We start from the raw sequence: 20227 nt of genomic DNA, 5'->3' as shown, positions 1-20227 counted from the left end.
ATGAAATTTATTACTTGACATAAAATACAAAAAAAAACGATAATTTTTATCAATTATATGCTTAAGGAAATAATATGAAAAAAACTAAATTTGCATTACTGCCTTTATCTGTTTTTATTGCAACTGTTAGCTATGCAAATCAGACCGAATCTTTAGATGAAATTAAAATTACTGCTGAGAATCAGGTAAAACAATCACTTGGTTCTTCTCTTGTTACTGCAAAAGATTTAGAGAAACGCCCAGCGACAAATGATATTTCTGAAGTATTACGTACCATGCCTGGCGTGAATTTAACGGGTAACTCATCCACAGGACAACGTGGTAATAAACGTCAAATTGATATTCGTGGTATGGGGCCTGAAAATACATTAATTCTAGTGGACGGAAAACCTGTTACCTCTCGTAATGCAGAGCGTTATGGTGTGCGTGGTGAGCGTAATTCTCGTGGCGACAGCAACTGGGTGCCAGTTGAAGCGATTGAAAAAATTGAAGTATTACGTGGTCCTTCAGCAGCACGCTATGGTTCAGGTGCAATGGGTGGGGTGGTTAATATCATCACTAAACCTGTTACCAATGATTTACACGGTAGCTTAAGCTATTACACTAACCAGCCGGAAGATAGCGACGAAGGCGCAACGAATCGTGTTGGTTTTAATCTAAGTGGTGCGTTAATTAAAGATGTATTGCAATTCCGTTTATATGGTAACTGGAACAAAACTCTAGCGGATGAAGTCGGTATTAATGGAAATCCTGCGATTGCTGGTCGTGAAGGTGTACGTAATAAAGATATTAATGGCCGTTTGGTGTGGAATATCAATGAAAAAAATAAATTAACCTTGGATTCCGGTTTTAGCCGTCAAGGTAATATTTATAACGGTGATACACAAAATAGTGCGACTGATCTTTACAATAGTATTAAAGCACCTTATACCAGACAACTTGCTAGCTCAAAGGCGGAAACTGCTCGTTTATACCGACAAAATTATGCGTTAACTTATGAAGGTAAGTTTGATCATTTTGATAACAAAACTTATATCGCGTTTGATAAAACTAAAAATAGCCGATTACCTGAAGGATTAGCCGGTGGTCCAGAGGGAAGTTATACCAGCACTACAGGTTTTACTAACTCAATTTTAAAAAATACGCGTTTAAGCTCAGAATTCTATATCCCATTTACATTCGGTGTAGAACACATGGTGACCTTGGGATTTGAAGGTACACATAGTAGCTTAGATGATAAGCAATCAATGACACAAAATCTTGGAGAAAAAGTGATTTTTGTGCCAAAAAATGGAGGTAAAAGAGAAAGGAAAATTATTTCTGATTCAACAGAAACATTCCCTGGTATTACAACAAATCGAGGTGGTTATTCTAGCCAGAGCGAATGGGCTATTTTCCTAGAAGATAATATTTCTGCGACTAATAAGCTTATTTTAACACCTTCGGCTCGTTATGATCATAATAGTTATTCGGGGGCGAATGTGAGCGGTGGGCTTAATTTCCTGTATGCTGTCACGGATAATGTGAATGTAAAGGGGGGAATTGCTAGAGCTTATAAAGCACCAAATCTTTATCAAACTAATCCAAATTATTTACTTTATACACGTGGACAAGGTTGCCCAACCGCAGGTGATTATGCATGTTATTTCCAAGGTAATGAAGATTTAAAACCAGAAACCAGTTGGAATAAAGAGATTGGTGTGGAATACAATAAAGACGGTTATCTCGCATCTCTTACATACTTCCGTAATGATTATCGTAACAAAATTGTTCCATCAGATAAGCTCATTGGTGTGACTTCTAATAAAAATGAAGTATACCAATGGAGTAATGCGAATCGTGCACTTGTTGAAGGTCTAGAGGGAAATTTAACCTTACCATTAATCGAGAATAAATTATCTTGGGTTAATAACTTCACTTATATGCACAAAACCAAAAATAAAGATACTGGCAATCCGCTTTCTATTGTGCCGAAATATACGTTAAATTCTAGCTTGAGCTATCAGATTACAGATGGTTTTGATGCAATGCTGACTTATACACAATATGGTAAACAAGTAGGTCGTAAAGTAAAAGAGATTAGAATGGAAAATGCGGTAGCATTAGCTAACTCAACTGAAATCGGTAGTTATGCCGTTTGGGGATTAAGTGCAGGCTATAACTGGAAAGATACGATTAGTGTACGTATTGGCGTGAGCAACTTATTTGATAAACATGTTTATCGCAAAAATAATGGAGCAAGCACTTACAATGAGCCGGGGCGTGCATATTACGCAACGGTAAAATATACTTTCTAAGTAAGAATAGATGATTCAAGCCCTGTTTATACAGGGCTTTTTTACGTGTAGCCAACTTAGATCACAAAAACGCAAAGAGATTTTGGATTTAATACACAAAATAAATAACAAATATTATCGAAGCCACAGCCAACGTGCAGGTGTGTCAACATTGCCTGAACCTGGTCGTGATATTCGCTTTAATGTAAATTATACATTCTAGATTAATTTTTAATTATTCAATACTCATAACTATCTGCACCTCAAGAGCCTTAACTTAGGAAACTTTTGAGGTGCAGATTTTTTATTATTTAAGCATAAAAATTTTATCGCAAACGTTTGCTTAACCTGTTAAAATCAATTTCGATTTTATTTCTCCAATATCTCAATAGGAAAAAAATAGTGAGTAAACCATCATTAAGCTATAAAGATGCCGGTGTAGATATTAATGCTGGCAATGCCTTGGTTGACCGAATTAAACCGGAAGTAAAACGCACAACACGGCCAGAAGTCATTGGTGGATTAGGTGGGTTCGGTGCCTTATGTTCAATTCCAAGTAAATATAAAGAACCTATTTTAGTTTCTGGCACAGATGGAGTTGGTACGAAGTTACGTTTAGCAATTGATTTAAAAAAACACGATACTATTGGTGTAGATTTAGTTGCTATGTGTGTGAATGATTTAGTTGTGCAAGGTGCCGAACCGCTGTTTTTCTTAGATTATTATGCCACGGGTAAACTTGAAGTAAATATAGCTACTGATGTTGTGAAAGGTATTGCAGATGGTTGTGTAGAGGCTGGTTGTGCTTTAGTGGGAGGGGAAACTGCTGAGATGCCTGGCATGTATCACGAGGGTGATTATGATTTGGCTGGCTTCTGCGTAGGTGTAGTGGAAAGATCTGAAATAATTGATGGTAGTCAGGTACGTCATGGAGATGCTTTAATTGCATTAGGCTCTAGTGGACCACATTCTAATGGGTATTCTTTGGTACGTAAAGTTATTGAGGTTGCAGATGTTAATCCAGCGACAGCGCTGCTTGAAGGAAAGCCATTGAGTGAACATTTACTTGCTCCAACAAAAATCTATGTGAAATCAGTATTAGCTTTAGTTAAACAAGTCAATGTTCATGCTATTGCGCATTTAACTGGCGGAGGTTTTTGGGAAAATATTCCTCGTGTTTTGCCCAAAAATGCTAAAGCGGTCATCTGCGAAAAAAGTTGGCAATGGCCTGTAATCTTTAAATGGTTACAAGAAAAGGGTAATATTGATACCTATGAAATGTACCGCACTTTTAATTGTGGTGTTGGAATGGTAATAGCTTTACCTCAAGATCAAATTGATACAGCATTGGCGATATTAAAACAAGCCGGTGAGAATGCATGGTTAATTGGCCACATAGAAGATGTTAAAGAAAATGATGAAAAGGTTGTGATCTTATAGCATATTATTATTCGGGTTTAGGGGCAGATTTTATATCTGCCCCTATGTTTTAGATATTAAAAGTGAAACTTATTGAGTACTATTTTATCGATAATATTATGAAAAAAATCGCCATTCTAATTTCTGGTCAAGGTAATAATTTACAAGCGATAATTGATGCTTGCCAAACACAGCAAATACCCGCGGAAATTGTTTGTGTTATAAGCAATAAAGCAAATGCTTTTGGTTTAATTCGGGCTCAAAGTGCGGGTATTTTTTCACGTGTTTTTTTACGCAATAATTTTGAGAGCAATTTGGCAATGGATCAATCTATTGCTGATGAGTTGGATAAATTTGATGTTGATTTAATTGTGCTGGCTGGTTATATGAAAATCCTGACACCTGAGTTTATACAACGTTTTGAGGGAAAGATTATTAATATTCATCCTTCACTTTTACCTAAATATCCGGGCTTGAATACTTATCAAAGAGCTTTAGACGCTGGCGATAGAGAACATGGTACGACAGTACATTTTGTCAATGAGGAAGTTGATAATGGTGCCATTATATTACAAGCCAAGGTGCCTATTTTTGATGATGATACGGTGGAAGTTATTGAAGCTCGTACTCGTGAACAAGAATATCGTATTTATCCGATCGTGGTGAAATGGTTTGTGGAAAATCGTTTAAAGCTTCAAAATGGTGTGGCTTATTTGGATGATATTCCTTTACCAGAGTAAGGCTATGCAAATAAATAATTAAAAAACGACAGAGTTTATTCTGTCGTTTTATGTATTAATAGCCTTCTTCTTGCATATTAGGTAAAAATTGAGCTTCTTGGATACGCTTTACTTGAGTGTAAATTGAACCATTTTCATGTAGCTCAATTTCACGCCAACCCGGTTGTAGATTATCCAGTGTAAAATGATGGCTATCCGGTTTAAACTGGATACTTGTGGCGGGTGTTGCCATTACTTGGTAGCCATTCCAAAGAGCATTAACTTCTTGATGAATATGCCCATATAAAATACCTTTTACATTGCTAAATTTCCCAAGTACTTCTGCCAGTTCATGTGAATTGCGCAAGTTATGTTGATCAAGCCAAGCAGAATTTGTTGGCAATAAGTGGTGATGTAGAACTACCAACGTATAGCGATTAGGATGTTGTGCAAGTTTTTCTTCTAATAAATTTAACTGGTGTTGGCTGAGTTGACCATGAGGAACACCATAAACTTGACTATCTAATAATAATGCTTGCCAATATTTACCCAATAAAAGATGCTTTGCACTTTCTATTGGTGTTTTGTTTAGGTGTTCTACCATTTTAGGTTGAAAATCATGGTTACCTGGTATCCAAAAAATAGGTTTATTTAGAGGCGTCACCATTTCTACAAAACGGTGGTATCCCTCATCACTCCCATCTTGAACTAGATCACCTGTAGCAAGGATAATATCAAATGTATTATTTTCTTGTTGGATTTCTTTTAATACTTGAGTGAAGCTTGCTTGTGTATTTACACCCAAAAGGGCAGTTTCTTTTTCTTTGAATAAATGCGGATCAGTAATTTGTAATAATTTTATGATAGATTTCTCTGTTTGATAGACAAAGGTATTTTTCATCGATGCCACCTAATTACGTAACCAACGTTTTTGTAATTGAGCATAATTTAATTGAAGCCACTGCAATCCAATGACCGCAATGCCGTTATCAATTTTCCCCTCGCACATCCATTGATACGCTTGCTCGCGCTTTACAACATGTACGCGAATGTCTTCATTCTCATCAGCCAAGCCGTGAATGCCTTTTGCCTGTGTACTATCTACCTTTCCAACAAATAAATGAAGCCTTTCTACCGTGCCACCAGGGCTATCCCAAACACTCAAGCAATGAGTTAAATTTTTTACGGTTATTCCTGCTTCTTCTTTGCTTTCACGTAAAGCGACTTCCTCTGGTTTTTCATCTTTCTCCACCATGCCCGCAATTAATTCGAGCAACCAAGGTGAACGCATGGGTTCAGGGTGATAAGCTGCACCAATACGTACTTGTTCAACTAAAACGACAGAATCAGCTTTAGGATCATAGGCAATAACTGCAGAAGCTGCACCTTTAACGAGTAACTCTCGCGTGACAATCCCGCTTTCACCACCAGCAAATAGCTTATGTTTAAATTGAATTTGTTTTAGCGTGAAAAAGCCTTTATATAGCGTTTTTTCCGCCACAATTTCCATATCTTCTTGACTAAATTGTTGAATGTCAGACATCTTTTTCTCCAATACTTCGCTGGAGATAATACGCTTAAAAGATGATAAAAAAAATAGAATGGGATTACTTTTTACTGAAAGTTTGAAGTGAGTCACAAAATATTATTAGGTATTGAGCAGAAAATATTCATTGATAATCACGTTTCCTGTTTTTGGGCGTTATCTAGAACAGGCAGTAAAATTCAGACTATAGAATGTGGTAAAGTGTGATAGATAGTGATAGAATCAGACGTGCTATGCAGCTTTTTTCTCGGTGTATGTTTTTTTATTGTCTATTTCGTGGTGCGACCAGCCTATAAAATAGTTGCAAGTTGATAAAAAATACATACACTAACTGCTCTTTTATGAGTTAAAACCAACAAAATAGGAAAAACAAATGAGTATTGAAGAACGCGTGAAAAAAATCATCGTTGAACAATTAGGTGTTAAAGAAGAAGATGTTAAATCTGAAGCTTCTTTCGTTGAAGATTTAGGTGCGGACTCTTTAGACACAGTTGAATTAGTAATGGCTTTAGAAGAAGAATTCGATATCGAAATTCCAGATGAAGAAGCTGAAAAAATCACAACTGTTCAATCTGCGATTGACTACGTGCAAAACAATCAATAATTTCAAGTTGGGCGACTTTTTAAGTCGCCTAATTTTTTTTCAAAAATTTCTTTCTAAAATCACCGCACTTTTCCCTTATTCCTGCATTGTAAAATTGATCTGAATTACCTTTTAATAAAATTCTTGCTCTAAAATTTAAAAAATATTTAGTTTTATGCCTCAAAAAGGGTATTATTTTCACAGTTTTTTTATTTTTGAGGTACTTATGCTTTATTTAGAATTTTTATTCTTATTATTAATGCTTTATATGGGAAGCCGTTACGGTGGTATCGGATTAGGCGTTGTTTCTGGTATTGGTCTTGCTATCGAAGTTTTTGTATTCCGTATGCCAGTGGGGAAAGCGCCGATTGATGTAATGCTCATCATTCTTGCGGTGGTGACTTGTGCATCCGTACTTGAAGCGGCAGGCGGTTTGAAATTTATGTTACAAATTGCCGAACGCATTCTCCGTAAAAATCCAAAACGTGTAACTTTACTCGGCCCATTAGTCGTGTATTTATTAACGTTTATGCTAGGTACAGGTCACTCTGTTTACACAATTATGCCAATCATCGGTGATGTTGCATTGAAAAACAAAATCCGTCCAGAGCGTCCAATGGCAGCGTCTTCGGTGGCATCTCAATTAGCGATCACATCTAGCCCACTTTCTGCAGCTGTTGTCTTCTATCTAGGTAAAATTACTGCAATGCCTGGTTTTGAGCATATTAGTTTGTTAGATATTATTTGTGTAACAGTTCCTGCAACCTTAGCGGGTACGATAGCGCTTTCTTTATATAGTATGCGTCGTGGTAAAGAGTTAGAACAAGATCCTGAATATCAACGTCGCTTACAAGATCCCGTATGGCGTGAACGTATTTTAAATACCACAAGCACAACATTGAATGAAGCCCTTCCACAAGGTGCTAAAAAATCAGTTTATTTGTTCTTATTAGCATTGGTGGTGATTGTTGCGATTGCGATGATTCCTGAAATTCGTACTATCGGTAGCGGAAAAGCAATTTCCATGTCGCTAATCATCCAAATGATGATGCTTTGCTTTGGTGGTGTGATTTTACTCGCAACGAAAACGAATCCTCAAATCGTGCCAAATGGCGTAGTATTTAAGTCTGGTATGGTGGCAGCGATTGCGATTTATGGTATTGCTTGGATGAGCGATACTTACTTCCAATATGCAATGCCAGAATTTAAAGCTGCGATTACTGATATGGTTCAAACATATCCTTGGACATTCGCATTGGCATTATTTGCAGTTTCTGTCGTAATTAACAGTCAAGCAGCAACCGCAGTTATGTTATTACCTGTTGGTATTGGTTTAGGTATTCCAGCACCAATCTTGGTTGGTTTAATGCCCGCAACTTATGCCTATTTCTTCATCCCAAATTATCCGTCAGATATTGCTACTGTAAACTTTGACGTAACGGGTACAACGAAAATTGGTAAATATTATTTTAACCACAGTTTCATGGTGCCAGGTTTAATTGGGGTTGTTGTTGCTTGCTTGGTCGGTGTTTCTGTGGCGGAATTAGTGATTCGCTAATTTACACATAAACTAAATCCTTTTAATATAAAAGCACCTTTGAATGGTGCTTTTATTTTATGACAACCTACATCGCCTACGGCAATATAAATCAACCTTTTTCTTTGGAATCCTTACCCGATGAACTGATTCCAGAAAATCTATATCAAATTGAAACGAATAGCTCGCGTGTTTTTCAGCGTCATCAGTGCCGTCGGCTTGCTCACTTATTACTTTTCCAACTTCTAAAAATCTCAGGAAAATCCACCGCACTTTTATCTCAAATTCATCGTACCGAAAGTGGCAGACCTTATTTTCTTGATGAGCGAATAGATTTTAATATTAGCCATTCTGGTGATTGGGTGGCGGTAATATTAGATATTAGAAATGAAGAAAAAAGTGCGGTGGGAATTGATATTGAATTTCCTAAAATAAGAAATTTTACGGCGTTGATGGAACATATTGCACCAAAAGAAGAAATTGATTGGTTTCATCATCAGCAGGATTCTTTGAAGGCTTTTTATCGTTGTTGGTGTTTGCGAGAAGCTGTATTGAAATCTCAAGGATTTGGGATTGTAAAATTATCCAATGTTCGTCATTTTCCTGAACAACAAAAAATTTTTTCAGATTATTGTCCGCAAGGCCAGTTGTCGTTTACTGATGAACTCCCTGTTTATTTAGCCGCTTTTGTCAATCATCAAGAAAAATTACCGCACTTTTATGAGTGGAGTGGTGAAAGTTTACAGATAAAAGAACTTCAAAAATGCGTTCTTTATGAGGTGAATTAATCAAGAAAATCCTTGTGTAAAATCAAGGATTTTTTATTGCCTAAAAAGCCTTGCATTTTCATAGACGCGCCCCATTTATTTAGCTAAACTCTTAACAATTTTTTGACAAATGGAGAATGAAATGTCACAGAACGGTTCAGATCGCGATCCTTGGAGTAAACCAGGGCAAAGCAACGACCAACAGCCGGGAAATTCATCCAATAATAATGGATGGAATAACAATCAAAATCGTGGGAATCAAGAACAATCTCCGCCAGATATTGAGGAGATTTTTAATAACCTTCTCAGAAAATTAGGTGGTGGAAATAAAAAGAGCGGTCAAAACAATGGTAGTTCTCAAAACAGTACGCCATTTAATTTTGGAAAAGTGGTTCCACTTGCCGTTGCTATTGGTGCGATTATTTGGGGCGTAAGTGGTTTCTACACCATTAAAGAGGCTGAGCGTGGTGTGGTGCTTCGTTTTGGTGAATTACATTCTATTGTTCAACCAGGTTTGAATTGGAAACCAACATTTGTAGATAAAGTATTGCCGGTGAATGTCGAGCAAGTTAAAGAACTTCGTACGCAAGGTTCAATGCTGACTAAAGATGAAAATATGGTTCGTGTGGAAATGACCGTGCAATATCGTGTGCAAGATCCTGCCAAATATCGTTTTAGCGTGACGAATGCGGATGATAGTTTAGGTCAAGCGACTGACAGTGCATTGCGTTATGTGATCGGTCATATGTCAATGAATGATATTTTAACAACAGGCCGTGCGGTTGTTCGTGAAGATACGTGGAAGGCGTTAAATGACATTATCAAATCCTATGATATGGGACTTGAGGTGATTGATGTGAACTTCCAATCTGCGCGCCCACCTGAAGAAGTAAAAGATGCGTTTGATGATGCGATTAAAGCGCAGGAAGATGAACAACGTTTCATTCGTGAAGCGGAAGCCTATGCCCGAGAGAAAGAGCCGATTGCGCGTGGTGATGCACAACGTATTATTGAAGAAGCGACAGCTTATAAAGATCGTATTGTGTTAGATGCTCGAGGCGAAGTGGAACGTTTGCAGCGTTTATTGCCTGAATTTAAAGCTGCGCCAGATTTACTGCGTGAGCGTTTATATATTCAAACCATGGAAAAAGTCATGGCAAATACGCCAAAAGTGATGCTTGATGGCAATAATGGTAACAATTTAACTGTATTACCGTTAGAACAAATTATGGGTAAAAAAGTATCAGCTAAAGCGCCAGCCGTAACAGAAAGAGCGGTAGAATCTGCGCCTGTTTTATCACAGCCAGAGCGTATTAATCATTCTTCAAGCCAACTACCAAGCACTGTTGAGCCGATTCGCCAAGGGAGATTTAACTAATGCGTAAATTTTTATTACCAGCTATTTTTGTCATTGCGGCAGTGGTGTATTCCAGCGTCGTGGTCGTGACGGAAGGTACTCGCGGTATTATGTTGCGATTCAACAAAGTACAACGTGATGCAGATAACAAAGTAGTTGTATATGAACCAGGCTTGCATTTTAAAGTGCCCTTGATTGATAGCATTAAAGTTTTAGATGCGCGTATTCGCACCTTAGATGGATCAGCAACACGTTTTGTTACTGTTGAGAAAAAAGACTTGCTAGTCGATTCTTATGTGAAATGGAAAATTAGTGATTTTGGTCGATTCTACACATCTACTGGTGGTGGTGATTATACCCAAGCTTCAAGCTTGTTAAGCCGTAAAGTAAATGACCGTTTGCGTTCTGAAATTGGTACAAGAACCATTAAAGATATCGTTTCTGGTACACGCGGTGAATTAATGGAAGGTGCCAAAAAAGCTTTAAATTCAGGGCAAGATAGTACGGCAGAATTGGGTATTGAAGTGATTGATGTGCGTGTAAAACAAATCAATTTACCGGACGAAGTATCTTCTTCAATTTACCAACGTATGCGTGCAGAACGTGATGCAGTCGCACGTGAACACCGTTCTCAAGGTAAAGAAAAAGCAGCATTTATCCAAGCAGATGTAGATCGTAAAGTGACCTTGATTCTTGCTAATGCAAATAAAACTGCACAAGAATTACGAGGTTCAGGCGATGCAGCGGCGGCAAAATTATATTCAGATGCTTTTGCTCAAGAACCACAATTCTTCAGTTTTGTACGTAGCTTAAAAGCCTATGAAGCGAGTTTTGCAAGCTCTGACAATATGATGATTTTAAAACCAGATAGTGATTTCTTCCGCTTTATGCAGGCACCGAAGAAATAGATTTTAAATTGATAAAAACACCTTCCTTGTGAAGGTGTTTTTTTTATAGCCAGCGTCTTACTTTTTGTTTGTAAAGACGATATTCATTGCCAAATTTACTTTCCAAATAGGCTTCTTCTCGGGCTATTTGAAAGCGATTCATAACTAGTATAAAGACAATTACGCCTAACCAAGCCAAACTATTACCCAACCAAAGAGCCCACGCAATTAACATTAACAGCAAACTTAAATACATTGGATTACGGCTAAATCGAAATATGCCTGTAGAAACTAATTGTGTTGTGTGTTTAAAGTCGTGAGGATTGATAGTCGTTTTGCGGATAAAAAATTGAAGCACACTGCCCCCGGCAATCAAAAATGAAAGCGTAATGACAAAGGCAATAACTGCAAAATGGACAGAATAACTGGCAACTTTTGGCAAAAAATACATTGCTGTGCCAATTAATAAACAGAGTAGTGGTGGTGGAATAAATAACATCGCTAAATCTCATTAATAAAAATGCCGCCTAGTGATAGACGGCATGTAAAGTGCGGTCAAAATTTATTTTAATTTTGCTTTAATTGCTTCTGCTACAAGTTCAGCTTCAGGCCCTAAAATGACTTGTAATCCATCATTGCCTAATTTTACATTACCTTTTGAACCAAGCGCTTTAAGTTGATCTTCATTAATATTGTGATGGTCAACTAAAGTTAAGCGTAAACGAGTGATACAAGCATCCACAGTTTTGAAGTTTTCTGAACCACCTAAAGCAGCGATAAATTTCACCGCTTTTTCTTCTCGAGATTGGTTGTTTTGTGTTGGGGCTGCAGCTGTTTCTGCTTTATCTTCACGTCCTAGCGTTTTGAGATTAAAGGCATTAATTGCAAAACGGAACACAAAATAATAGATAGCAAAGAATACAATACCTTGTATAAGTAACATATACCAGCTAACGGCAAGTGGGTTGCGGCTAGAAAGTACCATATCCACTAAACCAGCACTAAAGCCGAATCCTGCGATCCAGTGCATTGTGGCTGCAATGAATACAGAAATACCCGTTAATAATGCATGCAATACATAAAGTACAGGCGCAACGAACATAAATGAGAATTCAAGCGGTTCAGTGATCCCTGTAAAGAAAGAGGCTAATGCACCCGCAAGCATAATTGAGGCCACTTGTACTTTTTGATTTGGTTTTGCGCAGTGATAAATTGCAAGAGCCGCACCTGGTAAACCAAACATCATCACTGGGAAGAAACCAGCTTGATACATACCCGTTACACCCACAGTTGCAGTACCTTCGGCAATGGATTTAGCACCGCCCAAGAAGTTTGGAATATCGTTGATACCTGCTACGTCAAACCAGAATACAGAGTTTAAGGCATGGTGTAAGCCAACAGGAATTAATAAACGGTTGAAGAAACCGTAGATCCCCGCACCGACTGCACCTAAATCTTTGATGGATTCACCAAATGAAACGAGCGCATTAAAAATATGAGGCCAAATATAGAGTAAGGCAAATGATACGGCGATCATGACGAAAGAAACCAAAATTGGGACGAGGCGTTTTCCGCTAAAGAACGAAAGTGCCTTTGGTAATTCAACTTGATAGAACCGGTTGTAAAGTTCAGCTGAAATCACACCAATTAAAATCCCGATAAATTGGTTATTAATTTTTTTGAATGCGGCAGGCACTTCACTAATATCAATGTGTTGTAATTGTGCTACACCAGCAGGGGAAAGCAGGGTGGTTACTACGTAGAAACCAACAAGACCTGAAAGTGCGGCGGAACCGTGTTTGTCTTTTGCAAGACCAAACGCGACGCCCACAGCGAAGAGTAAGCCCATGTTATCAATAATTGCCGCGCCAGATTTAATTAATAATGCCGCTAATTGACTGTTTGCCCCCCAACCATCTGGGTCGATCCAATAGCCAATACCCATTAATAATGCCGCAGCAGGTAAGGCTGCCACAGGCACCATTAAGGCTTGACCGATTTTTTGTGCGTAACTAAGTACACTCATATAATCTCCTTAATTTTTATATTTTGATGAAATCAAAAGGCTTGAGCCCATTCTTGCCTCAAGCCTTATACATTATTCTATGCCAAATTATTCAACGGTCAATTTTTTACCATCGTAGCTAATAGCTTTGACGCTGGTTAACGCTTTACCACCGTCAGTTTCACCACCGATGAGCAATACTTTATTGTTGTAAGACACTGAGAAACCATAGCCAATATTCATTGGTAATTCACCAATGATACTCCATTTACCATTATTTAAAGTATAAACTTCGTTATGCCATGTTTTGGTTAAACCTTTATGCGCGTGAAGTTTGCCTTCCTTGAATTGTTTAATTGAACCAGGGAAGTTAGCTCCACCCGTGACTAAATAATGGCCATGGCTATAGCCTGCGAGTGCCCCAGCTAAACCATCTTGTGATTTACCTTTTGGCGCAGGTAAGTCAGGTAAGTTTTTCCATTGAACACCTTTAGCAGTGAATTTACCTTGGTGAGTTTCTGCGGTACGAAGCCCAGGTTTAACTTCACCATTGACCACCACTAAGTCATTACCTTGGATGGTGAATGCCGCACCAGCACGACCAGAGAATGGAATACGACCTTCATTGCGCCATTTATTGGTTGATGGTTCATAGCTCAATAATTCTGTTGTGAAGAAATAATCTTCTGGGCGTTGATCGAAATAAGCTGCTGCGATTTCATCTTTTTTCGCTTTATCTTCGCCTGCTGCCAGGGTGTCTTGAAAGAAACCATTAAATATAGAGAGGTTAGAACCACCTAAAATATAAACTTTATCGCCGTGAGATGCGCTGCTTGAACCCACTAAACCACGCGGAGAGCGAGTAGGAAGTTTCACCCAAGTATTATCAGCTGGATTGTAGCTGTAAGCATCATTAACAAGTTGGAGCTCGCCTTTTTCATTTTTTTGCAAACCACCGAATACATAAAGTTTTCCATCTACAGCTGCTGCAACAGGTTGATTACGTTCACCACCAGGGAATGCTGCAATTTCTTTCCATTGTGCAGCAGGATTTTTTAAGTCTAAAGAATAGAATTTATTGCCACCCGAACCTAAGCCTACATATACGGTATCGCCGATGAGTGCACCTGTTCCACTTTTGATGCCTACTGGTAAATCTGGATAGGCTTGTGCGCTAGCTGAAAATGCAACAGTTGCAAAAAGTGCGGCGCATAATGCTGTTTTTGTCAATTTCATAATAAACCTCATTTATTAAGTTATGTTTATAGTTTGCTATTCATAAAACCGCATTGAATAGGATTTATTTTATAAAAAAAGTGCGGTTATAAAAGCCTTGCTTTTTTTAACCGCACTTTAGTGTTAAGACATCAATAGATTTGGTACAAAAGTAATGATTTGTGGGAAAATCGTAATTAATACTAATGTTAAGAATATTGGTATTAAGAACGGCAATACACCTTTCGTTACAGTGGATACTGACATATTCCCCACACGAGCCACCACAAAGAGAGCCATACCCATTGGCGGTGTTAAGATACCGATCATCATATTCAAGGTAGTCATTACACCGAAGAATACTAAGTCGATATTAAATTGCATTGCGATTGGAATTAACATTGGTAACACTAAGAATTGCAATGCTAATGCATCAATGAACATACCCAAGAAGAGCAAGAGCGCATTGATCATGACTAATACCATAAGTGGAGAATCAGCTACAGCAACGAACACATCTGCAATACGCATTGCAACTTGTTCACGTGCGATCATATCTCCGAAGAAGGTCACAGTCATAATCATTAATGCAACCACACCAGTAATTGCCATTGCTTCAACGCAGCTATTAAAGAGCATTTTCATGGTTAATTCTTTATAAACGAATTTACCAATGATGACGGAATAAGTCGCAGCAACAACAGCAGATTCTGTTGGGCTAAATAAGCCAGAGAAGATACCACCGATGATGAGTAATGGGGTTAAAATTGCCCAGAACGCTTTTTTGAATGATGTGCAAAGTTCTTCACGAGTTGCTTTTGGTGTTCTTGGATAACCACGTTTTTTAGAGATGTAGTAGTTCATGATCATCAAGGCAATCGTAACAAGTACGCCAGGTACAAAACCTGCAACGAAGAGTTTCGCAATGGATTCGTTGGCGATTACACCGTAAATAATCATAGCGATACTTGGTGGAACTAATGGACCGATGATACAAGAAGCTGCAGTGATACCACCACAAATATCATCATCATAACCTGCATCGCGCATAGCCTTGATTTCTAACTGACCTAAGCCACCTGCATCAGCAAGTGCAGAACCTGACATCCCTGAGAACAATAAACTTGCGCCAATATTTACATGACCCATACCACCAGTGTAGTGACCGAGTAAGGCTTTCGCAAAATTAAAGATACGTTCTGTGATACCGCCAGTATTCATTAAAATACCCGTTAGGATATAGAACGGCACAGCAAGTAATGAGAAACTATCTAAACTCATGGTTAGTTTTTCGGCTGCTGCATTTACCACGTTCCATCTAGTCATTGAGAAATAAAGTAATGTGGTGATAAATAATGACCAACCTACCGGCACACCAAGGAACATAATAACTAGCCAGAATATTAGGGCAATGTATACTGAGTTCGAGCCAAACTTCACATATTCTGTGATGCGTAATACTTTGTACCACTCTGGGAAAGTAAACAAAATGCCTAATAAAATGACCGCACTTACAATAAAGAAGGTTGTAGGTAAATAGCTTTTATCTTCTTTAAAATTGTCCGCTTGTGCTTGGAAAAAACGCACTAACATTAGAATAGAAATGATCGGTAAAGAAGCGTAAATCCATTTTTCTGAAATTCCACCTAATGCATCAATCGGGAAACTAGAACCTAGGAAAGTTTTGACACCAAAATGAATAAAGAAAATAATACCAAGGAAAATCACTAACTGTACAAAAGAGTTTGCGACTTTTTTAACTGAAGGTGGCATCAAATTGGTTAAGAAATCAATGTAAACGTGTTCTTGTTTGCGAATTGCCACGCTAATACCGAGCATTCCTACATAAACAAACAAGAGTTTAGCGAGTTCTTCACTCCAAATTAACGGCGAGTGGAAAGCTTGACGGAATAGAATTTGGGCTACAAGAATACCGAAGATGACAAGGAATAGCGCGCCGCCAATCCATTCTTCAAGTTTGTTAAAAAATTTCATACTTCACTCCGGAGATTGTGGAGAACGAAAATGAGTGCGCCAACCAAATTGCTGGCGCACGTGATAGAGATTATTTAAGAGCTTGGATTTCTTTTAATGCTTTTTCACCTTTCTCACCAGTTTGTTTTACAAACTCAGCATAGAATGGTTTCATCGCATCTTTGAATGGCGTTAAATCTGGGTGAGTCACTTTAACACCTTGTTTTTCAAAGAATGTCACTAAATCTTTTTCACCATCTACGAATAATTTAGTGTGGTATTTTGCTGCATTTTCAGCGGCGTCTTTGACTACTTTTTGAAGATCTTCCGGTAATTCTTTATAAGTTTCGTTACTCACTAAATAAAGTTGGTCATTCAAAATGTGGTTAGTCATCGCTAAGAATTTTTGCACTTCATAGAATTTTTGTGCTTGTACTGTTGCTAATGGGTTTTCTTGACCATCTACAGAGTTAGTTTGAAGTGCAAGATACACTTCGGAGAATGCCATAGGTGTTGGAGATGCGCCTACATATTTTGCGTATGCTAAGTTAGTTGCAGCATTTGGTACACGAAGTTTTAAGCCTTTCATATCTGCAATGCTATTGATCGCTCTATTTGAAGTTGTTTGGCGAGTACCGTTATAAGCTTGTGATAATAAGGTTAAGCCTAATTCTTTATTCATTTTTTGAACTAAATCTTTACCAAATGTGGTTTCTTTTAATGCTTTTTGTGCAACGTTGTAGTCGGTGATGACATATGGTAACGCAAACACTGCAGCTTCAGGATAGAATAATTGGAAACGAGCTGATTCAGCAAAAGTGAAGTCAAGAGAACCGTCTTTTAATTGTTTTAACATTGCACGGTCATCACCAAGTTGTGAACTTGGATAAAGTGAAACTTCAATTTTACCATGTGATTTTTCTTTTACTTCTTTTGCAAACATTTCTGCTGCTTTGTACTCATTAGATGAAGTACCCGCATTCATACCAAATTTTAAGTCATAATCTGCGGCAAAAACGGCTGAAGAAACGCCTAATGTGATAGCAGTTGCAAGGAAAAGTTTAGTAAATTTCATAATGTTCGCTCCTGTGTGAACCTATGTTGATATAAGCCATAATTGGCTTGGATTGAAAGTGAATGCTTGATGTTTTAGACATCAAAAAAACGACTCGGGCGCTATTCTAAAGTAAAAAAATACTTTTTGAACTGCTCTGTGAAGTTTTATTTCAAAATTGAGAGGTAGATCACATTTGCAAAAAAATACTTCAAAAAATCTTTTAAAATGGAGTTATGTTTTTATATAATGCTGAGCACTGACGAAAATGCGGGCTCAGTTATATTTTTGAGGATGGTTGAGTCTAAATAATGCTAATGCCTAGATGGCTTATAATAAAGCATTTAAGCATTATCGGCCTCAATATATTTAGGAGTGATATTATGTCGAAATTATCTCATCAAGATGTGCTTTCTCAAATTCAATATGGTCTCATTGCTTCTTGCCAACCAGTTGATGATGGTCCAATGGATAAACCAGAAATTGTTTCTGCTATGGCTCAAGCTTCTGTTGCTGGTGGCGCATCAGGCTTACGTATTGAAGGTGTAGATAACCTTAAAGCGACGCGTCCTTTTGTAAACATTCCAATTATCGGTATTGTAAAACGGGACTTACCTGATAGTCCGATTCGTATTACGCCATTTCTGCAAGATATTGAAGATCTTGCCAATGCTGGGGCAGATATTATTGCGGTAGATGGCACTAGCCGTCCTCGTCCAGTTGATATTGAAAGTGCGGTGAAAAAAATTCATGAAATGGGCTGCTTGGCAATGGCAGATTGCTCTAATTTAGAAGAAGGCTTGTATTGTCAAAAACTCGGTTTTGATATTGTGGGCAGCACAATGTCTGGTTATACAGGTGGTCCAGTTCCTGAAGAGCCTGATTATCAATTAGTGAAAGATTTAAAAGCGGCAGGTTGTTTTGTTATGGCAGAAGGTCGCTATAACACCCCTGAATTGGCAAAAGTGGCCATTGAAATTGGCGCAGATTGTGTAACCGTTGGTTCAGCATTAACTCGCCTTGAGCATATCGTGAGTTGGTTTGCTAATTCTGTGAAATCTGCAAGATAGTCGTAAGACGTGTGAGAAAATACTTCATACTAATTAAGGATAAGTTATGCGTTGTTTAGCTCTAGACATTGGTGGTACAAAAATCGCGGCGGCTATCGTAAAAAATGGCGAAGTTGAACAACGCCAACAAATTTATACGCCGCGTGAAAATGTGGTGGAAGGAATGCATCAAGCATTGGAACAACTTCTTACCCATTATGCGGGGCAATTTGATTATGTGGCGGTGGCTTCAACAGGCATTATAAATGACGGTGTTTTAACCGCACTTAACCCTAAAAATTTGGGTGGTTTGAATCAATTTCCACTAAAAGAAAGTATTGCTAAACACACGGATAAACCAATTGGCTTATTAAATGATGCGCAAGCCGCAACTTATGCGGAATACCAACTCCAAGATTCAGAAAAAGTATCAAACTTTGTTTTTATTACTGTTTCTACTGGCGTGGGTGGTGGTGTCATATTAAACCAACAATTACAAACTGGTCCAAAGGGAATCGCAGGACATATCGGGCATACATTAGCGGATCCAAATGGCCCAATGTGTGGTTGTGGTCGCCGTGGGTGTGTAGAAGCCGTTGCTGCGGGTCGTGCTATTGAAGCGGTATCTTCCCAATGGGATGATCCTTGCGAACCAAGAGAAGTTTTTGAACGTTTTAAAAAAAATGATGAAAAAGCTACCGCACTTATAGAACGTTCAGCCCAAGCCATTGCCAATTTAGTGGCGGATTTAGTGATTGGATTGGATGTGCAAAAAGTTGTTGTAGGTGGTAGTGTCGGGTTGGCTGAAGGTTATTTACCATTAGTCAAACGTTTCTTACAGGCTATGCCAGCTGTATATAGCTGTGACATTGAATCTGCTAAATTTGGTCAAGATGCAGGATTAGTTGGCGCAGCTTATTGGGTGAAAGATGTTCTGCTTGATAAACCAAAAGGAACAATTTATGGCTAAATCCGGAAATGTGTTAAACACCATTAGCTCGCTTTACCACAGTCTAACTAAGTCAGAGAAAAAAATTGCTGATACGATTTTGCGTTCCCCTGATTTGGTGTCTCAATGTCCCCTTTCAGAAATCGCTAAACATTTGGAAGTTGGAGAAGCTACGCTCGTCCGTTTTTGTCGAACCATTGGTTTTAAAGGTTTCAGCGATTTTAAATTAGAACTCTCCATTGAGCTTGCCACGAAAGATAACAATGATGAAACTGTGCTCGAAACAGAAATTATGCCTAGCGATGATTCTTTAACGATTGCACAAAAGTTGCAAGCGGCAGTTTCTAATGTAATGGAAGAAACGGTTAATTTATTAGATTTAAAACAGCTTGAACAAGTGGTTAAAGCCATTAAAAAAGCACGTCGTATCTTTTTATTCGGCGTGGGATCATCTGGCGTGACAGCTGAAGATGCAAAAAATAAATTGATGCGTATCGGTTTCCAAGTGGATGCAACAGGTAATAATCATTTTATGTATATGCAGGCGGCATTACTTACGTCTTCTGATGTGGCAATTGGTTTAAGTCATTCAGGATATTCCGCTGAAACAGCACATACACTCAAAATTGCTAAACAAAATGGTGCAACGACAGTGGCATTAACTCATAGTTTGCGTTCACCTGTTACAGAATATGCTGATTATGTTTTGGTAAATGGTAATAAACAAGGGAAGCTACAAGGTGACTCCATTGGTACCAAAATTGCACAGCTTTTTGTATTAGATTTAATTTATGCTTTGTTAGTGCAAGGCGAAGAAGAACTTGCAGCTCAAACCAAGCAAAAAACCCTCAATGTGATTCTTGAACAACGTATAAAATAGGAGAAAACTT

The 20227-nt window shown here is 38.2% G+C and carries 18 protein-coding genes; 11 read left to right on the top strand and 7 right to left on the bottom strand.

All coding sequences use genetic code 11. The annotated features are described in order from the left end of the window. The first annotated feature begins 74 nt into the window (after positions 1-74). The 3 genes from KP713_RS04645 to purN all read left to right on the top strand — a co-directional run bounded on the left by KP713_RS04645 (position 75) and on the right by purN (position 4435). On the top strand, positions 75-2297 hold the full coding sequence (locus KP713_RS04645; protein ID WP_215769984.1) for a FepA family TonB-dependent siderophore receptor: 2223 nt from the start codon (positions 75-77) through the stop codon (positions 2295-2297). Positions 2298-2678: 381 nt separating this feature from the next. After that, complete coding sequence (gene purM / locus KP713_RS04640) at positions 2679-3716, top strand: phosphoribosylformylglycinamidine cyclo-ligase (protein WP_215769983.1); 1038 nt, start codon at positions 2679-2681, stop codon at positions 3714-3716. Between the two features lie 98 nt (positions 3717-3814). Further along, on the top strand, positions 3815-4435 hold the full coding sequence (gene purN / locus KP713_RS04635; protein ID WP_215769982.1) for a phosphoribosylglycinamide formyltransferase: 621 nt from the start codon (positions 3815-3817) through the stop codon (positions 4433-4435). 55 nt (positions 4436-4490) lie between these two features. Here purN and cpdA read toward each other — a convergent pair whose 3' ends face one another. Then, positions 4491-5315, bottom strand: coding sequence for a 3',5'-cyclic-AMP phosphodiesterase (gene cpdA, locus KP713_RS04630; protein WP_140585559.1), 825 nt, complete (start codon positions 5313-5315; stop codon positions 4491-4493). A gap of 9 nt (positions 5316-5324) precedes the next feature. Beyond that, a complete protein-coding gene (gene nudF / locus KP713_RS04625; protein WP_215769981.1) occupies positions 5325-5957 on the bottom strand; it encodes an ADP-ribose diphosphatase in 633 nt (210 codons plus the stop codon). Between the two features lie 376 nt (positions 5958-6333). On the opposite strand from nudF, the gene acpP reads away from it, so the two are divergent. From acpP to hflC, 5 genes are all read left to right on the top strand, one after another. Then, positions 6334-6564 (top strand): acyl carrier protein, encoded by a 231-nt coding sequence (acpP, locus tag KP713_RS04620; protein WP_005627318.1) that lies wholly within the window; start codon positions 6334-6336, stop codon positions 6562-6564. A gap of 205 nt (positions 6565-6769) precedes the next feature. Then, a complete protein-coding gene (locus KP713_RS04615; RefSeq protein ID WP_005631480.1) occupies positions 6770-8101 on the top strand; it encodes an anaerobic C4-dicarboxylate transporter in 1332 nt (443 codons plus the stop codon). A 59-nt stretch (positions 8102-8160) separates the two neighbouring features. Further along, the gene (locus KP713_RS04610) at positions 8161-8868 is read left to right on the top strand and encodes a 4'-phosphopantetheinyl transferase family protein (protein ID WP_215769980.1); all 708 of its coding nucleotides are present in this window, start codon (positions 8161-8163) and stop codon (positions 8866-8868) included. 121 nt (positions 8869-8989) lie between these two features. Further along, on the top strand, positions 8990-10225 hold the full coding sequence (hflK, locus tag KP713_RS04605) for an FtsH protease activity modulator HflK (protein WP_180978647.1): 1236 nt from the start codon (positions 8990-8992) through the stop codon (positions 10223-10225). Next, a complete protein-coding gene (hflC, locus tag KP713_RS04600) occupies positions 10225-11112 on the top strand; it encodes a protease modulator HflC (RefSeq protein ID WP_005631485.1) in 888 nt (295 codons plus the stop codon). The genes hflK and hflC overlap by 1 nt, the downstream gene beginning before the upstream one ends. A gap of 43 nt (positions 11113-11155) precedes the next feature. On the opposite strand, the gene KP713_RS04595 is transcribed toward hflC, so the two are convergent. The 5 genes from KP713_RS04595 to KP713_RS04575 all read right to left on the bottom strand — a co-directional run bounded on the left by KP713_RS04595 (position 11156) and on the right by KP713_RS04575 (position 17363). Beyond that, positions 11156-11590 (bottom strand): methyltransferase family protein, encoded by a 435-nt coding sequence (locus tag KP713_RS04595; protein WP_140450018.1) that lies wholly within the window; start codon positions 11588-11590, stop codon positions 11156-11158. Between the two features lie 63 nt (positions 11591-11653). Continuing rightward, complete coding sequence (gene nagE, locus KP713_RS04590; RefSeq protein WP_118790179.1) at positions 11654-13117, bottom strand: N-acetylglucosamine-specific PTS transporter subunit IIBC; 1464 nt, start codon at positions 13115-13117, stop codon at positions 11654-11656. Positions 13118-13204: 87 nt separating this feature from the next. After that, on the bottom strand, positions 13205-14332 hold the full coding sequence (locus tag KP713_RS04585) for an N-acetylneuraminate epimerase (protein ID WP_215769979.1): 1128 nt from the start codon (positions 14330-14332) through the stop codon (positions 13205-13207). Positions 14333-14455: 123 nt separating this feature from the next. Beyond that, positions 14456-16306, bottom strand: a complete 1851-nt coding sequence (locus tag KP713_RS04580) for a TRAP transporter large permease subunit (protein WP_215769978.1) — start codon at positions 16304-16306, stop codon at positions 14456-14458. A gap of 70 nt (positions 16307-16376) precedes the next feature. Then, entirely contained in the window at positions 16377-17363 is a 987-nt protein-coding gene (locus KP713_RS04575) for a sialic acid TRAP transporter substrate-binding protein SiaP (protein ID WP_114890948.1), read from the bottom strand. 359 nt (positions 17364-17722) lie between these two features. Here KP713_RS04575 and KP713_RS04570 point away from each other — a divergent pair, with 359 nt between their 5' ends. The 3 genes from KP713_RS04570 to KP713_RS04560 are packed head-to-tail and all read left to right on the top strand — an operon-like array spanning position 17723 to position 20217. After that, complete coding sequence (locus KP713_RS04570; RefSeq protein WP_005646238.1) at positions 17723-18409, top strand: putative N-acetylmannosamine-6-phosphate 2-epimerase; 687 nt, start codon at positions 17723-17725, stop codon at positions 18407-18409. A gap of 46 nt (positions 18410-18455) precedes the next feature. Beyond that, a complete protein-coding gene (locus KP713_RS04565) occupies positions 18456-19358 on the top strand; it encodes an N-acetylmannosamine kinase (protein WP_215769977.1) in 903 nt (300 codons plus the stop codon). Further along, the gene (locus KP713_RS04560; protein WP_005625613.1) at positions 19351-20217 is read left to right on the top strand and encodes a MurR/RpiR family transcriptional regulator; all 867 of its coding nucleotides are present in this window, start codon (positions 19351-19353) and stop codon (positions 20215-20217) included. Before KP713_RS04565 ends, KP713_RS04560 begins: the two co-directional genes overlap by 8 nt. Positions 20218-20227 lie beyond the last annotated feature (10 nt).

The sequence above is a fragment of the Haemophilus sp. SZY H36 genome (assembly GCF_018829625.1).
GTDB classification, from domain to species: Bacteria; Pseudomonadota; Gammaproteobacteria; order Enterobacterales; family Pasteurellaceae; genus Haemophilus; species Haemophilus haemolyticus_K.
The sequence above is the reverse complement of the archived record's forward strand: the minus strand, read 5'-3'. Positions and strand labels throughout refer to the sequence as shown.

Bases quoted from the DNA above. Each gene is read 5' to 3' on its own strand.
- KP713_RS04645 (WP_215769984.1), top strand. From the start codon at position 75: ATGAAAAAAACTAAATTTGCATTACTGCCTTTATCTGTTTTTATTGCA.
- purN (WP_215769982.1), top strand. From the start codon at position 3,815: ATGAAAAAAATCGCCATTCTAATTTCTGGTCAAGGTAATAATTTACAA.
- cpdA (WP_140585559.1), bottom strand. From the start codon at position 5,315: ATGAAAAATACCTTTGTCTATCAAACAGAGAAATCTATCATAAAATTA.
- nudF (WP_215769981.1), bottom strand. From the start codon at position 5,957: ATGTCTGACATTCAACAATTTAGTCAAGAAGATATGGAAATTGTGGCG.
- acpP (WP_005627318.1), top strand. From the start codon at position 6,334: ATGAGTATTGAAGAACGCGTGAAAAAAATCATCGTTGAACAATTAGGT.
- KP713_RS04615 (WP_005631480.1), top strand. From the start codon at position 6,770: ATGCTTTATTTAGAATTTTTATTCTTATTATTAATGCTTTATATGGGA.
- KP713_RS04610 (WP_215769980.1), top strand. From the start codon at position 8,161: ATGACAACCTACATCGCCTACGGCAATATAAATCAACCTTTTTCTTTG.
- hflK (WP_180978647.1), top strand. From the start codon at position 8,990: ATGTCACAGAACGGTTCAGATCGCGATCCTTGGAGTAAACCAGGGCAA.
- hflC (WP_005631485.1), top strand. From the start codon at position 10,225: ATGCGTAAATTTTTATTACCAGCTATTTTTGTCATTGCGGCAGTGGTG.
- KP713_RS04595 (WP_140450018.1), bottom strand. From the start codon at position 11,590: ATGTTATTTATTCCACCACCACTACTCTGTTTATTAATTGGCACAGCA.
- nagE (WP_118790179.1), bottom strand. From the start codon at position 13,117: ATGAGTGTACTTAGTTACGCACAAAAAATCGGTCAAGCCTTAATGGTG.
- KP713_RS04585 (WP_215769979.1), bottom strand. From the start codon at position 14,332: ATGAAATTGACAAAAACAGCATTATGCGCCGCACTTTTTGCAACTGTT.
- KP713_RS04580 (WP_215769978.1), bottom strand. From the start codon at position 16,306: ATGAAATTTTTTAACAAACTTGAAGAATGGATTGGCGGCGCGCTATTC.
- KP713_RS04570 (WP_005646238.1), top strand. From the start codon at position 17,723: ATGTCGAAATTATCTCATCAAGATGTGCTTTCTCAAATTCAATATGGT.
- KP713_RS04565 (WP_215769977.1), top strand. From the start codon at position 18,456: ATGCGTTGTTTAGCTCTAGACATTGGTGGTACAAAAATCGCGGCGGCT.
- KP713_RS04560 (WP_005625613.1), top strand. From the start codon at position 19,351: ATGGCTAAATCCGGAAATGTGTTAAACACCATTAGCTCGCTTTACCAC.